Source organism: Prosthecobacter sp. (genome assembly GCF_044227185.1).
Lineage (GTDB): Bacteria > Verrucomicrobiota > Verrucomicrobiia > Verrucomicrobiales > Verrucomicrobiaceae > Prosthecobacter.
Genome location: NZ_JBGAFO010000001.1, coordinates 750,901 through 764,456 on the forward strand (window position 1 = coordinate 750,901; position 13,556 = coordinate 764,456).

Sequence of the window (13,556 nt, forward strand, 5' to 3'; positions counted from 1 at the left end):
GAAGGTGAGGGGTGAGGAGGGCGGATCAGCCACGCACGGCAGCGACGGCGGGGGGGCCATGACGTGGCGGGTCCTTGAGGGCTTCCCTGACGCGATCGACGAAGGACTCACCGGCACGGGCGGTGGTGAGTGAAGTGAGAGCGAGCAGGAGAAGCGTGGCTTTGAGGAGATGTGTTTTCACAGGGTGCGTATGGTGAAGGGTGGATGTGAGAATGGTGGGGGGTGTGCGGGATCAGCCACGGACGGCGGCGACGGAGGTGGGCGCGTGGGTGTTGCGGGGCTCCTTGAAGAAGTCCTTCACACGATCGGCCAGGGATTCGTCGGCGCGGGCGGTGGTGAGGGAGGTCAGGGTGAGCAGGAACAGCAGGGCTTTGAGGGATGTCGTTTTCATGGGATGCGGGTGTGTTTGAGTTGGTGTTATTGTTTGTTTTGGGATCGGCAGATTTGCCTCTCTGCTACTGGTTTACCCATCCGCGCCCCAACTCTGCGCGGGGGCGGAAAAAAATTTCCAGCAGCATGCGCTGAGATGGCAACCCCGGCTGGAGCAATGGACGAGGTCGACCCACGACCTTTCGTTTCGAAGCAGCCGGAACATTCGATTTTACCGCAAAGGGGTGGAGAGGCAGAGGGAGCAGAGAATGATTTTATCTCTGCCACCTCTGCTGCTTTGCCTCTCGACGGCCGGCCGAACGTCCTCAGCACGGATTTCACCGGTTCCATTCAGAACATTAGACCATATCATATTATAAAATGGTATGAATAAAGCGTGCTGCCCCGCTTGCCTACAATAAGAGAAAAATCTCAATCCTGGGTCAGAACCTCAATCCGCGCACCAATCGCGCCAGTGGGTTCACAAAGAAGCGCCTCACCAGCCGCTGCCGCGATTGCGTGCCCGTCACCCACTGCGCCAGCGGCGGGGAGAGGCGGTGGTAGCAGCGGCTGAAGAGCCGGCCCCAGGCGGAGCGGTGCAGCACCTCATCGCGGAAAGCACGCAGCGCACGCACCTCCCATGCATCCGGCGTGGAGCAGGCCGCCGTGGCGATGAAGCAGGAAGCCTTGCCAAAGGTGGGCGGGTAGGAGACGAGGCTCTTCACACCTTTCTGATAGACCAGCACCTTGTGGCAGCCGCTCTTCCAGAGAATGGCGTGGTAGGTGCGCATCATCTTGGCCATCTCCGCCTCGCAGTAGCTGTAGGACCGGGTCGGATCATCCTTCGCAGGCATGACAAAGCTGCTCTCCATGTCCACCAGGACGACGCGTCCCTTGAGCAACCCCTGGAGCCTGCCGTAGTCGGCGGCCTGGGTGAGATCCCGCAGATCGACAAATTCCACCGGATCTGTGACAAAAAAGCGCCCGTAGGCGAGGCTGGCTCCTGCTGGGCCGTCCGGGGCCACATAGACCATGCTGCTGCTGGTGACCGCGCGGAAAAGCGGCACGAGCACAAAGAAAATGAAGACGTACTTACGGGCATCCTCCTCCAGCTCGATCGCGATCTCGTAGGCCGGCTTCTCGCGCTGCTGCGTCATCTGCGCGGTCAGACTGTGAAAGGCGAGCAGCTCGGACGGGCGGAGCCCCGTGATGCGCTGGCCGTTGCGGTCTGTAAATTCGACCTTCTGAAATCTTTCCTCCACACTGCGGATGAAGTCCAGCGATGCTTCCAAGATGGATTTGGCCATGGCTTTTGCGGTGAGGGTTTGGAATCAGCGCCCGCATCCGGAAAGATGCAGACCAGAATGATGTTACCCCCGGCTACTGATTTGTCCATCCGCTGAAAAGCGCACATGGCTCAATGCACCACCTGGGTGATCTTCTTCACGATGAAGACGGCCACCTCGCCACGCTCGGGGTAGTGCTTGGTGCCATAGACGCCGGTTACCGCCACCACCATGCCGTCTCTAATCCAGCCAAAGGCCTCCGCAGGCAGGAGCACCTGCACGCGCTCTTTCCCACCGCCGTGGCGCAGCACCCAGCCGGTGGTCTCGCCCCCGATGGCGAGGCGCTGCTCCAGCGTGCCCCTGAGCTGCACTTCGGCAGGTGCGGTGATCTTGGGTGCGGGGGCTGCCGTCTGAGCCCACAGTGTGGAGCAGGAGAGAAGGAGGATGGTGAGGAGGGTATGTTTCATGACAGGGATGTTCGGGTTCATGAAGGGATTACCGAAATACCGGCCCACTCTGCGTGGCCTGTGAAAAAAGGTGTCTTATCTCAGAGCTCCTGCTCTCCAAAGACCTTCTGCAGATTCACCTTGTCTCCCAGATCGGCCGAGAGCTTCACCAGCCGCTCATACATCTCCTTTTTCTTCGCCGCGTGCTCGGGCTTGGCGGCGAGGTCTGTCATCTCCTGCGGGTCTTCAGAGAGATGGTAGAGGCGCAGCACCTTCGCCTTCGGGTAGGCGATGAGCTTCCAGCCGTCATGGGTGACGGCGCGCTGCAGCTCCAGGTAGGCGCCATACACGGACTCGTAGCTGGACTGCTTCTGCGTGCCCTTCAGCAGCGGCAGCAGGCTGTGAAAGAAGACATGCTGAGGCTTCTCGGCTTCGGCGAGATCGAGCGCGGTGGTCATGACATCCTGCAGGTAGATGGCGCGGTCGTTTTTCGCGCCCTTGTCCACGCCGGGCCCGGCCACGATGAAGGGCACGCGCACGCTGTGGTCATACATGTTCTGCTTGCCGATGAGCCCGTGGTGCCCTACGGCCAGCCCGTGATCAGCGGTGAAGAAGATCCACGTGTTGTCCGCTAGGCCGGACGCATCCAGCGCATCCAGAATCTTGCCGATCTGCACGTCCAGGTGGGTGATCAGCGCATAGTACTCGCTGCGGTGCGTCTTCACGGCCAGCTCCGTGCGCGGCATGGGCGCGAGGTTTTCATCCCTCAGCGTGTGCGGGCAGCCCATGGCATCCTTGTAGGGATACTCGGGGATGAAATTTTGCGGCATCTGCATGCGGCTCAGCGGATACATGTCCTGGTATTCCTTCGGGGCCTGTCGTGGGTCATGCGGCGCATTGAAGGCGGCGTAGATGAAGAAGGGCTTCTGCTGCTGCTTGGCATCGGTGAAAAACTCCAGCGTGTGATCCCGCACCACCTCGCTCCAGTGCCTGCCTCCCTCCCAGTAGCCACCGAGAGTCTTGTCATACGGGCTCCAGGAGTCGGTCTGGTTTTCGATGGGGCGGTTGTAGGACGTGGGCACGGTCTTTGGCATGCCATCGCGTACGTCGGCGGCCACGTCGAAGCACTTGGCGGCGTTGGTCTTCAGGTGCCACTTGCCGGTGAGGTAAGTCTTGTAGCCCGCCTTGCTCATCAGTTGCGGCCACAGCACGCCGTTCTGGCGCTCCTTGTCCGTGGTGTTGTAAACGGCATCCGCGCTCCACACACTGCGCCCGGTGTTCAGCATGGTGCGGCTGGCCACGCACACGGCGCCGCTCCACGAGCCCATGTTGTAAGCTCGCGTGAAGGTGGTGCCGCGTGCGGCGAGGCGGTCGAGATTCGGTGTGTCGATGTCCGTATGCCCAAAAGCGCGCACCGCCTCATAGGTGAGGTCGTCGGCAAAGAGGAAGAGGACGTTTGGCTTCGCGGCAAATCCCGAATGCAAAAGCAGGAATGACGAAAGCGCGATAAGCAGGAGGATCTTCATGGTTGGGGGAATTTGGGGGCCGGAATGCGATTCAGGAGGCTCCGGCGCGAAGCTGAAACGGGATCCCGGCACTTAGTCGGGGAACATTACTTCTTCTTTTTGCCTTTCTTCGCATTTTCACTCTTCCACAGCACGATGTCGGCAAAATCATTGGCGGAGTCCGGACCCTCCGTGCTGCGTCCACGCTCGATGTCGGCTTTCAAAAAGTCGAGAAGCTGACTCACGATCTCGGGCTTTGTTTCGAAGAGGTTGGTCGTCTCGCCGATGTCGTGCTGCATGTCATAGAGCTGCCCTTTGGGCGAGCCGGCGGGCATCTGCTTTTCGTTTGGCGAGGACCAGCCGCCGGACCCTCTGGCCAGCGCGAGCTTCCACGGCCCCTGGCGATAGGCAAAATGGCCGCTGATCGAGTGATGAATGACTCCGTGACGCGTGGAGACAATGGGCCGCCCCTTCAGCGCAGGCAGAAAGCTCACGCTGTCCTCACAGCTGCCTGCAGGCACCGGACGGCCGACGACCTCGGCGGCGGTGGCGAAGAAATCGACGAGACAGATGAGCTGATCACAGGTGGATCCTGCCGCGATCTGCCCGGGCCAGCGTGCGATGAAGGGAATGCGATGCCCGCCGTCCCAGATGTCCGCCTTGGAGCCTCGCATGTTTGCACTGACGAGGTGGCCCTGCCGGGCGAGTTTGTCGATGCCGGCCGCCTTCGAGCAGCCGTTGTCGCTGGTGAAAATGATAAGCGTGTTTTCCGTCATGCCATTGCGTTCCAATGCCTCCGCCACCGCGACGGCGACATCATCGGTCTGCATGACGAAGTCACCGTAATCTCCCAGGCCGCTTTTGCCTTTCCATTCGGGTGCGGGAACGATGGGCGTATGCGGCGACCCGAGCGGCAGATAGAGGAAGAAGGGCTGCTCCTTGCCCTTTCTCGAGTCGATGAACTCCACGGCCTTGCGTCGCAGGCGCGGCAGCATGTGCACCACCTCGTCATGCTCGATGACGGTGTCGTTTTCGATGACCGCCTCCATGTCACGCGCGTGGTGAAAGCCGTGGTAGTAGTCGAAACCGCGCGCGACCGGACCGTCGGGGATCCTGGCTCCGACGGGCGGGGTGTTGAAGTCTTTGGCGCTGTAAGCTTTGCCGGTCTTGGGGTCGAGATACTCAAAGTTGAGATGCCATTTGCCGATGATGGCCGTGTGGTAGCCCGCGCTCCTGAGGAAGCTGGCCACCGTGGGGCGGTCTGCCGCGATCAAGCTCGGCGCAAAGCCTTCCACCACACCGCTCTGCAGCTTCGTCCGCCAGCTGTAGCGCCCCGTCATGACGCCGTAGCGCGTGGGTGTGCAGACTGAGGACCCCGAGTGCGCATCTGTAAAAGTCATTCCCTGCGCCGCCAGCCGGTCAATGCCCGGCGTGGCGATCTTTCCATGCGTGGGATTGAGGCAATGCACATCGCCATAGCCCAGGTCATCGCACATCAGGAAGATGATGTTGGGGCGCGGCGGTGCGGCGAATGATCCATGCGCGAGGCAGCACAGCGAGAGGATGAGCAGAAGCGGACGCATGAGTTCGTGAGGTGAAGTCACTCGGCCTTATCCTTGCCCTTTTTCTTCTTTTCCTTCCTCTGCTTCGCGTATTCGTCGAGTTCCGCCGGGCGGGCGTCTTTGAAGTGATCGAGGGCCGCCTGCAGTTTGACCGCGGCGGCGGCGGCCTCGCCCTTGAGGTCCGCCACTTGGAGCGGTGACTTTTCCTCCACATCGTGGTCGAGCTCGAAGAATTTGCCGGTGCTGTAGAGCTTGTAGTGATGATCAAAGGCCTGCTCCACGGCGCCGCGTGCGCCCACATTTGCCATCTGGCTGTCGCGCAGCGGCACCCAGTAGCTGTAGATCCAGTCGCGCGGGCTGCCCTTCTCACCGCGCACCTGCGGGAGGAAACTGCGGCCATCAAGCGGCAGCGTCTTCGGTGGCGAGATGCCCGTAGCATCGCAGATTGTGGGAAGGAAGTCGGTCATGTCCACGAGGTCGGGGCAGACGCTGCCGGGCTTCATCGTGCCGGGCCAGCTCACGATGAGCGGCACATGCATGCCGCCGCGCGTGGTGCTGCCTTTTTCGCCCGCTTGCTCGCTGCCGTCTGCCAGGGCGGAGGTGGTGCCGCGGCCGGTGCCATTGTCTCCGGTGAAAAGGATGAGGGTGTTTTCGCGCAGGCCGAGTGTGGTCAGTTCCTGCGTGAGCGCGCCGACCAGCTTGTCCATGTAGGCGACCATGTCCGCGAAGTGCTGCTGGCCGCCTTTTTTCTGCTTCACGGCGGCTTGCCCGTAGTCTTTGCTGTCCGGCGTGGCCTCGTAGGGGCCATGGGTCAGAATCATCGGGTAATAGAGGAAGAAGGGTTTGCTGCGATTGCGCCGGATGAAATCGAACGCAAAGGCCTGGCACACATCCGGACCATACTGGCCTTCCATGGCCTGGAGCTTGTCATTCACCGCCAGACTCGCATTCGCATAGCGCTTGCCGTGATCGAGATAGGCCCACAGGCAGTGCTCGTCGAACCCGAAATGCTTCGGGCCGCCGTCATTCTGACCGAGCTGCCATTTGCCGGTGATGCAGGTGGCGTACCCGGCCTCGTGAAACAGATGTCCAAAGGTGGTCTGCGATTTCTCCAGCAAACCAAAGCGCACGTAGTTTCTGACGTTCGACATGCCCGTCATCATCTGCACCCTTGTGGGCGTGCAGTTTGGCTGCGCGTAGCACTGCTCAAAGCGCACGCCCTCACGCGCCATGCGGTCCAGGTTCGGCGTCTGGTAAGACGCGCCGCCATTGGCGCCGATGCACTCGTAGCCGAGGTCATCGACCAGGATCACAACGACATTGGGCGGGGCGGCGTGAAGCGTGCCGCTGAGAAGAGCGAGCAGGGCGATGAAGCGAAGCATCGCGTGAGAACGAGCGGGCGGGGGCGATTTGTCAGGAAAGGCGAGGGCGTGAACGAAAGGACGTTGGGATTTGCCTCTTGCACGGCGGTGGTCTGGCGGGATAATTGAAGCATGTCTCACGCAGCTTTTGAACTTCTTGAGAATTCTCTGCATCCGATGACGGAATGCCTGACGCCGCAGTCGGCGCGTCGCATCGTGGCGATGAAGGCAAGCGACGAGGTGCAGCAGAGAATCGACGAACTGGCGGACAAGTGCAATGAGGGCGAGATGTCCGCCGATGAGCGTGCTGAGTACGAGATGTTTGTGTGGGTGGGGCAGTACATCAGCGGGCTGCAGGCGTCAGCCCGAAAAATGCTCGCTCAAGCCTGACCATGACGACCGATGAGCGGCGACAGGTGCGTCTCCGGGCTAATGAACGGTGTGAATACTGCCAAATGCGGCAGCAGGATGAAGCGTGGTCACGCTTTCACGTCGAGCATATCATCCCTCGCAAGCACAAGGGTGGCGATGATCTTGGGAACCTCGGCCTTTGCTGCCAGCACTGCAACCTGCACAAAGGCTCCAATCTCTCCGGATTTGATCCATCCACCGGGCTAATGACGCGACTGTTTCATCCTCGTGAGGATGTCTGGGGGGAGCACTTTTCCGTTGTAGGCCTTGAGATCCTTGGTTGCACCGCCATCGGCAGAACCACCGTCGAAGTACTCGACATGAACTCTGTGAAACGCATGTCGTTTCGACAAGCTCTGCGAGAGGCAGGAGACTTAAAGTAGCCTTGTTCCCGCGGACCTGGGAGTGCGTCTCGCACCCCTCCGTGACATCCATCAGCCGTCGGCCGTGGGAAATGGGCGATGCGGAGCGGCCCCTTGTTGCACAGCAACAAGGCTGCTTTTGCCGCTTCACTCCGCCTTCCCCTGCTTTTTCTTTCCCTTGCCCTTCTTCTCCGCCTTGTCCTTCCCTTTGCCAGATGCCATGAATTTTTCATCGAGCGTCACTGGCCGTGCGTCCTTGAAGCGATCCAGCGCGGCCTGCAGCTTCGTTTTCGCGGCGGCGGCATCGCCGGCAGCATCGGTGAGATCTTGTTTCTCTCCTGGATCGGTGCTGAGATCGTAAAACTTCCCGCTGCGGTAGAGTTTGAAGCGTTGATCAAAGGCACACTCGCGCACGGTCATGTCCTGGCTCTGGCGCGGGGAGTACCAGGTGTAGAGCCATTCGCGCGGTGTGCCGGCTTCGCCTTTGAGCTGGGGGAGGAAGCTCACGCCGTCCACGTTTTCGGGCACCTTGACTCCGGCGGCCGCGCAGATCGTGGGGAGGAAATCGGTGCTGCTGACGAGATCGGCGCAGACGCGGCCCTGCTTCATCATGGCGGGCCAGTTGACGATGAGAGGGACGTGGGTGCCATTTGCGGTGGTGCTGCCTTTGCCGCCTTTGTAGTCCGCGCCTTTGAACCTGCTGGTGATGCCGGTGTTGGTGCCGTTGTCGCCGAGGACGATGAGGAGGGTGTTGTCGCGGATGTGGAGTTCGTCGAGCTTCGCTACGACGCGGCCCACCATCTTGTCCATGTAGGCGGTCATGTCTGCAAAGTGTTTGGGAGACTGCAGTTTGTTTTCGCCACTGAGGGTGGGGTCCCAGTCCGGGCTGTCTGGCGTGGGCTGGAAGGGATTGTGCGTGAGGATCATCGGGTAGTAGAGGAAGAAGGCCTTCTCCTTGTTGGCCGTGATGAAGGTCAGCGCGAAATCGTTCACCAGCGTGGGGCCGTACTCGCCATGGGTGAAGTCTTTCTCCACGCCGTTGTATTCGAGGCCGGGGTTGGCGTAGCGCGGCGGGCGGCGTGTCTGCTGCCAGAGGCAGGCCTCGTCAAAGCCGAAGTGCTGCGGTGAGTCCAGCTCAGCGCCGAGCTGCCACTTGCCGCAGATGCCGGTGGCGTAGCCGGCGTTTTTCATGAGGTGGCCAAAGGTCGTCTCCGTGCGCAGGAGGGTGCCGAAGTTGAGGTAGTTGCGCACGTTGTAGCGCCCCGTCATGAGCTGGACACGCGTGGGGGTGCAGAGCGGCTGCACGTGGCAGTTTTCAAAGCGTACGCCTGAGGCCGCGAGCTTGTCGAGATTCGGTGTCTGGTAGGATTCGCCGCCGTTTGCGGTGACGCACTCATAGCCGAAGTCATCCGCCATGATGAGGATGACATTGGGCCGCCCGGCGGCGAATGAGGAATGCACAAGGGCGAGTGTCGAAAGGAGGCCGAGGAGAGACTTCATGGCGGCTGGGGAACGAAGGCAACGGGTGTGATCTTTAAGCCGAGTTGCCAGCCGCTGCCGTTCTTTGCGGGGAAGCCACCGCGCCACTGCAGAACAAGAACCGTCCACTCTCCTCTCACACCATCCCGGGAGCGGCATACAGCAGGATGATCATCAGGCTGTTGTTCAGCGAGTGCAGCATGATGCAAGGCCACAGGCTGCGGTAGCGCAGGCGCAGAAGGGAGAGGAGCATGCCGATGAAGGCGATGGGGACGGCCATCTCCAGCCCGTGGATGACGCCGAACACCGAGGAGACCAGCACCACATTCAAAAAGGCTGGCAGCCGGCGGCCCAGCCAGTCCTGCATGAGGCCGCGAAAGACCACCTCCTCCAGAAAGGGCACGAAGACGCCTCCTGCCAGCACCATGCCGAGAAGCCTGGGGAGCGTTTCGGTTTGGAGAAGCCTGGCGACGAACTGGGACTCCAGCGGGCGGCCCATGACACGCTCAAAAGCCAGGGCATACCCGAGGGTGAAGAGATGAATGAGAACCAGCGAGGCGATGCACCAGCCGAGAACGCCGAGCCAGCGGCCCCTGCCGGACTCGCTGACAGGCTGGGGCGGCACCAGATAGCCGAGCGGCGCCCTGCCGCCCGTGACGCCGAAGATCAGGATGAGAAGCCCCAGCAATGAGAAGATGATGCGGAGCGCCTGTGAGACCATGATGACCGTGCTGGCATACAAGATGATGGTGCACCAGAGCGTCAGCAGCCACAGGCGGGGAGGGCCCGTGCGCACGCAGCGGGTGAGCCAGGCCACGATGAAGAACCACAGCCAGCCAATGCCAAAGGCAACGCCGAGCAGGAGCTGGCCATGCTGGTCGATGAACTGCTTCAGCCCTTTGCCGCCGGTGAACTGCTCGAGCATGTAATTCCAGTCCTCCTCGTTCAGCTCGCTTGTTTTGCCGGTGTTGACCGCGCCTTCGAGACGGCGCTGCCGCACCCATTTGCGGTCGGAGCCGGTGAGCTTTTCATCCTTCAGCAGTTCCGTGGCCAGGGCATACTGCGCGGGCCAGTCCTGCCGTGCATGATGGAGCTCCAGCAGAAGCTGCCGGGCCCTGAGATGGGCGGGCTCCTGCTTCAGCCACTGGTCCAGGATGACGCCGGCCTGCCCGAGTTCCTCCGCCGTGGGAGGTCTGCCACGCAGCAGGGCGCTCACCTGCACGTTCCGGACATAGTCGAGATCCGCCGGGCTGAGATCCTGGTCATGCACGAGCGCGGAGGAGAGTTTGATCTGCTCGTCGCGCTTTTTGTCCGCCACGTGGAGCTTCAGTGTGAGCATCCGGACGTTCAGATTGTCCGGCTGCGCCCGTTCCCAGGCGCCAACGACGGCTCTGGCCTGCTTCACATTGAATACGGTGGGATTGTCCAGCAGGGAGCCGGCCAGGGCGCCGGCGTTTCTCAGGAGCCGCCCGTCCTCAGGAGGCGGGGGCATGTTGCGGATGCCCTTCTCAATGGCGGCGGCGCACAGGCCGGTGAGTTTTTCCGCGAGCTGCTTGTCCGCGGCTTCCTTGCTGGCGCTGAGCTGGTTGATGGTGTGGAACGCCTCTTCGCTGGCCTGCCAGGAGCCGGACTGGAGCTTTGGCAGGATCTGCGCGGCGGCCTGGCGTGTGGCGGCCAGATCAGGAGCGGCTGTGGCAGTGACCGGCGCCGCAGAGAGGAAGGACAAGGCCAGCAGGCGCTGCGCCACACGGGTCAGGAGGTGCTTCATGTCAGGAAGGCACGTCTGTATCATGCACACGGCGGCGGGCAATGGAGGATTGCAGCCCTGTTTATAACGGACCAGGGAGACCACGGGCCGCCCGAAGCGAGGCGGCGCCTTGATGCACGGCAACAAGGCTACTCTGCCTCCGGCTTCTGCCAGGGGGTGGCGCCGCCGATCTGTACATGGTGGCGCAGAGCGGTGGAGAGCTCCTTGAAGACCTTGGGGGCCTTGCCGATGAGGTTGGTCTGCTCCTGCGGGTCGTTCTTGAGGTTGTACAGCTCCAGCGGGGAGTAGGGCGTGTTTTGCATGAGCTTCCACTCGCCCCGGATGATGGCCTCGTAGCTCCGGCCACCGTAGGCGGGGCCTCCTTCGCGGCGGACGAAGTAGAGATCGCGCTGCGCGGAGTCGAGCGTGCCGCCGTTGAGAATGGGCAGGAGGCTCACCGCATCGAGCCTGGGCGAAGGCTTGAGGCCGGCGATTTGGAGGAAGGTGGGGAAGAGATCGAAGCTGAGGCCGGTGTAGTCGCTGCGGGAGCCTGCCTTGATATGACCGGGCCAGCGCACCATGAAGGGCACGCGCAGGCCGCCGTCGTAGTGGCTGGTCTTGCCGTCGCGCCAGGGGTCGTTGTTCTGCGCATGCGGCAGGGAGCCGCCGTTGTCGGAGCTGAAGGCCACGACGGTGTTTTGATCCAGCCCGGTTTCCTTCAAAACGGCGAGCACCTGCCCGATGCGGTCGTCCAGATGCTCGACCAGCGCGACGTCGAGCGCGCGCTTTTCGGAGAGTTCTGGCGAGCGCGCCTTCACCTTAGCCAGCCAGTCTGCCGGAGGCTCGATGGGAAAGTGCGGAGCATTGAAGGCCAGGTAGAGGAAGAAGGGCTGCTTCTCCTTCGCGCGCTCGCGGAAGTAATCCTTCGCCCATCCGGCGAAGATGTCCGTGGCATGGCCTTTAGGATCAATCTCCTCCGCATTGTGGCGCATGTAGTTGTGCCCCTGGCGCAGGTGCGTGGTGTAGCTGTCCATCATGTCGCCCAGGAAGCCGTGGAAGAGATCGAAGCCGCGCTGATTCGGCGCATTGGAGGGCTCAAGGCCGAGATGCCATTTGCCAATCACCGCCGTGTGGTATCCGGCTTTCTTGAGCTCATTGCCAATGGTGGGAATGCCAGGCGCGAGGTAGCCCCAGGAGTCGTCCGGGTTGGTGCGGATCACGCCCGGCACGCCCACGCGGTCGGGATAGCGCCCTGTGAGCAGCGCGGCGCGCGAAGGCGAGCACACCGTGCAGTTGGCCCGCATGTTAGGAAACAGCATGCCTTCTGCTGCGAGCTTGTCGATGTTCGGCGTGTGGCAGTCGGACGGATGGTACGTGGAGACGTCGCCGTAGCCGAGATCATCCGCGAAGATGATGAGGAAATTGGGCCGTTGCTCCGCAGCGAATGACGAAACCAGAATGAGGAATGACGAAAGGAGGAGGGGGAGGGGTTTCATGGTTGGGAAAGGTGCGTTTACTGTTTGGCCTTCTTGTTGCCGGCCTTTCTAGGAGCAGGCTCGGGCACCGGCGGCAGGCCGTCATCCGGCTGGTTCCAGAGGCGGTAGGGATCGTTTAGGCGGCGCATTTCGGAGAGCAGCAGGGCCTCCATCTCCGCGAGTTTGGCAGCATGCTTCGGGTCACCCGCCAGATTCGTCTTCATGGGGTCGGCGTTGCCGTGCTCTTGCAGCAGCTCGTCGGGATTCGCGGCGAGGTTGAAGAGCTGTGTCTCGTGCACGGCACCGTTCATGGCGTCGTATTTGATGAGCTTCCAGTCTCCCTGCTTCACGCAGCGCATGCCGGGCTTGGTGCCGCCGCAGTACACGCCGTACATCACATCCCGCAGGGTGTCCTTTTTGCCTTCGAGCACGGGCTTGAAGCTGAGGCCCTCGTTGCTCTCCGGCGCGGGGATGCCGGCGAGATCGCAGAGCGTGGCCACGGTGTCCAGCAGGTAGATGTTTCCGGGCACGCGGGAGCCGGGCTTGATGCCGGGGCCTTTGACGATGAAGGGCACGCGCCAGGTGTGCTCGTAGAGGTTCTGCTTCCCTTGCAGGCCGTGGCGGCCGATGGCGATGCCGTGGTCGGCGGTGTAGAAGATGTAGGTGTTCTCCAGCTCGCCCATGGCCTTGAGCTTTTCCAGCACGCGGCCGATCTGGATGTCGATGTTCTCGTTGCAGGCAAACTCGCGGCCCAGCTCGTTGCGGATGGTGGCCTCGTCGCGGTTTTTCCACACGCCGCTCACGTCCACTTCATCGCGCACGTTGGCGTCGCCGTTGTTGAAGGGGTGGGCTTTCAGGTAGTTCACGGGCAGCGGGGGCTGCCTGGGGTTCAGCGCGGGCAGGGTGTTCGGGTCTTCGTGATTCGTGGCGCCGTACTTCGCCAGCAGCTCAGGCCTGCCATCGCGGGTGTCATGCGGATGAGAGAAGCCGAAGTAGATGAGGAAGGGGTCGCTGTCCTTCGTGGACTCGCGTTCGTTTAAATAGTTCATCACCTGGTCGCCATGCCAGGTGCTGCCGCTCTCATCCGTGCCGCCGCGCTTGGTGGCATCATGCCGCACGGTGAACTGTTTGTTGGCTCCTTCATACGAGTTTCCCTGCTTGCAGGTGCGCATGGTGTCATAGCCGGCGCGGTTGAAGACGGCGGCCAGCGTGTTCAGCTCCAGGTTCGGCGGGCAGTGGTCCTTTGCCAGAGGGCCGATGGGCAGATGCCACACGGTGCGTCCGCTCATGATCATGTGCCGCGAAGGCGTGCACACCGCGCCCACAAACGCGCCCATGTGCCGCGCGGAGTCAAACACCATGCCCTCCGTGGCCAGCCTGTCGATGTTCGGCGTGTTCAGCGCCGACTTCGGATTGTAGAACTTAAAATCAAACGGTGACTGGTCATCCACGAGGATGAAGAGGATGTTGGGCCGCTTCGCGGGAGCCGCGGCGAATGACGAATGCAGAATGACGAATGACGTCAGAATGAGAATGAGGGATTTCATGGCTGG

Annotated in this window: 13 protein-coding genes; 2 read left to right on the top strand and 11 right to left on the bottom strand. The window is 61.8% G+C overall.

What is annotated here, in order from left to right:
* Positions 1-25: 25 nt before the first annotated feature.
* The 7 genes from ACILSQ_RS03200 to ACILSQ_RS03230 all read right to left on the bottom strand — a co-directional run bounded on the left by ACILSQ_RS03200 (position 26) and on the right by ACILSQ_RS03230 (position 6,550).
* Positions 26-181 carry a hypothetical protein gene (locus tag ACILSQ_RS03200; RefSeq protein ID WP_395742137.1) on the bottom strand — a complete coding sequence of 52 codons (156 nt, stop codon included), beginning with the start codon at positions 179-181 and terminating at the stop codon, positions 26-28.
* A gap of 51 nt (positions 182-232) precedes the next feature.
* Positions 233-391: a hypothetical protein gene (locus ACILSQ_RS03205; RefSeq protein WP_395742138.1), complete on the bottom strand. Its 159-nt coding sequence runs from the start codon at positions 389-391 to the stop codon at positions 233-235.
* Between the two features lie 421 nt (positions 392-812).
* Entirely contained in the window at positions 813-1,676 is an 864-nt protein-coding gene (locus tag ACILSQ_RS03210) for a CFI-box-CTERM domain-containing protein (RefSeq protein ID WP_395742139.1), read from the bottom strand.
* Between the two features lie 110 nt (positions 1,677-1,786).
* Positions 1,787-2,122, bottom strand: coding sequence for a hypothetical protein (locus ACILSQ_RS03215; protein ID WP_395742140.1), 336 nt, complete (start codon positions 2,120-2,122; stop codon positions 1,787-1,789).
* Positions 2,123-2,202: 80 nt separating this feature from the next.
* Complete coding sequence (locus ACILSQ_RS03220; protein WP_395742141.1) at positions 2,203-3,627, bottom strand: sulfatase-like hydrolase/transferase; 1,425 nt, start codon at positions 3,625-3,627, stop codon at positions 2,203-2,205.
* Positions 3,628-3,713: 86 nt separating this feature from the next.
* Positions 3,714-5,189 (bottom strand): arylsulfatase, encoded by a 1,476-nt coding sequence (locus ACILSQ_RS03225; RefSeq protein WP_395742142.1) that lies wholly within the window; start codon positions 5,187-5,189, stop codon positions 3,714-3,716.
* A 17-nt stretch (positions 5,190-5,206) separates the two neighbouring features.
* Entirely contained in the window at positions 5,207-6,550 is a 1,344-nt protein-coding gene (locus tag ACILSQ_RS03230) for a sulfatase-like hydrolase/transferase (protein WP_395742143.1), read from the bottom strand.
* A 111-nt stretch (positions 6,551-6,661) separates the two neighbouring features.
* Between ACILSQ_RS03230 and ACILSQ_RS03235 the strand changes: the two genes are divergently transcribed.
* Both ACILSQ_RS03235 and ACILSQ_RS03240 read left to right on the top strand, forming a co-directional pair.
* Complete coding sequence (locus ACILSQ_RS03235; RefSeq protein WP_395742144.1) at positions 6,662-6,919, top strand: hypothetical protein; 258 nt, start codon at positions 6,662-6,664, stop codon at positions 6,917-6,919.
* Positions 6,920-6,921: 2 nt separating this feature from the next.
* Positions 6,922-7,323, top strand: a complete 402-nt coding sequence (locus ACILSQ_RS03240; RefSeq protein ID WP_395742145.1) for an HNH endonuclease — start codon at positions 6,922-6,924, stop codon at positions 7,321-7,323.
* A gap of 126 nt (positions 7,324-7,449) precedes the next feature.
* Here the strand turns inward: ACILSQ_RS03240 and ACILSQ_RS03245 are convergent, their stop codons facing one another.
* The 4 genes from ACILSQ_RS03245 to ACILSQ_RS03260 form a co-directional block, all read right to left on the bottom strand.
* Positions 7,450-8,802, bottom strand: a complete 1,353-nt coding sequence (locus ACILSQ_RS03245; RefSeq protein ID WP_395742146.1) for a sulfatase-like hydrolase/transferase — start codon at positions 8,800-8,802, stop codon at positions 7,450-7,452.
* Positions 8,803-8,917: 115 nt separating this feature from the next.
* Entirely contained in the window at positions 8,918-10,549 is a 1,632-nt protein-coding gene (locus tag ACILSQ_RS03250) for a lysostaphin resistance A-like protein (RefSeq protein WP_395742147.1), read from the bottom strand.
* A gap of 128 nt (positions 10,550-10,677) precedes the next feature.
* Positions 10,678-12,024 (bottom strand): sulfatase, encoded by a 1,347-nt coding sequence (locus ACILSQ_RS03255; protein ID WP_395742148.1) that lies wholly within the window; start codon positions 12,022-12,024, stop codon positions 10,678-10,680.
* Positions 12,025-12,041: 17 nt separating this feature from the next.
* The gene (locus ACILSQ_RS03260; RefSeq protein ID WP_395742149.1) at positions 12,042-13,550 is read right to left on the bottom strand and encodes a sulfatase-like hydrolase/transferase; all 1,509 of its coding nucleotides are present in this window, start codon (positions 13,548-13,550) and stop codon (positions 12,042-12,044) included.
* Positions 13,551-13,556 lie beyond the last annotated feature (6 nt).

Excerpts from the sequence above, each read along its gene's own strand:
- ACILSQ_RS03260 (WP_395742149.1), bottom strand. The coding sequence starts at position 13,550 with ATGAAATCCCTCATTCTCATTCTGACGTCATTCGTCATTCTGCATTCG.
- ACILSQ_RS03215 (WP_395742140.1), bottom strand. The coding sequence starts at position 2,122 with ATGAAACATACCCTCCTCACCATCCTCCTTCTCTCCTGCTCCACACTG.
- ACILSQ_RS03255 (WP_395742148.1), bottom strand. The coding sequence starts at position 12,024 with ATGAAACCCCTCCCCCTCCTCCTTTCGTCATTCCTCATTCTGGTTTCG.
- ACILSQ_RS03205 (WP_395742138.1), bottom strand. The coding sequence starts at position 391 with ATGAAAACGACATCCCTCAAAGCCCTGCTGTTCCTGCTCACCCTGACC.
- ACILSQ_RS03230 (WP_395742143.1), bottom strand. The coding sequence starts at position 6,550 with ATGCTTCGCTTCATCGCCCTGCTCGCTCTTCTCAGCGGCACGCTTCAC.
- ACILSQ_RS03250 (WP_395742147.1), bottom strand. The coding sequence starts at position 10,549 with ATGAAGCACCTCCTGACCCGTGTGGCGCAGCGCCTGCTGGCCTTGTCC.
- ACILSQ_RS03240 (WP_395742145.1), top strand. The coding sequence starts at position 6,922 with ATGACGACCGATGAGCGGCGACAGGTGCGTCTCCGGGCTAATGAACGG.
- ACILSQ_RS03225 (WP_395742142.1), bottom strand. The coding sequence starts at position 5,189 with ATGCGTCCGCTTCTGCTCATCCTCTCGCTGTGCTGCCTCGCGCATGGA.
- ACILSQ_RS03235 (WP_395742144.1), top strand. The coding sequence starts at position 6,662 with ATGTCTCACGCAGCTTTTGAACTTCTTGAGAATTCTCTGCATCCGATG.
- ACILSQ_RS03210 (WP_395742139.1), bottom strand. The coding sequence starts at position 1,676 with ATGGCCAAATCCATCTTGGAAGCATCGCTGGACTTCATCCGCAGTGTG.
- ACILSQ_RS03245 (WP_395742146.1), bottom strand. The coding sequence starts at position 8,802 with ATGAAGTCTCTCCTCGGCCTCCTTTCGACACTCGCCCTTGTGCATTCC.
- ACILSQ_RS03220 (WP_395742141.1), bottom strand. The coding sequence starts at position 3,627 with ATGAAGATCCTCCTGCTTATCGCGCTTTCGTCATTCCTGCTTTTGCAT.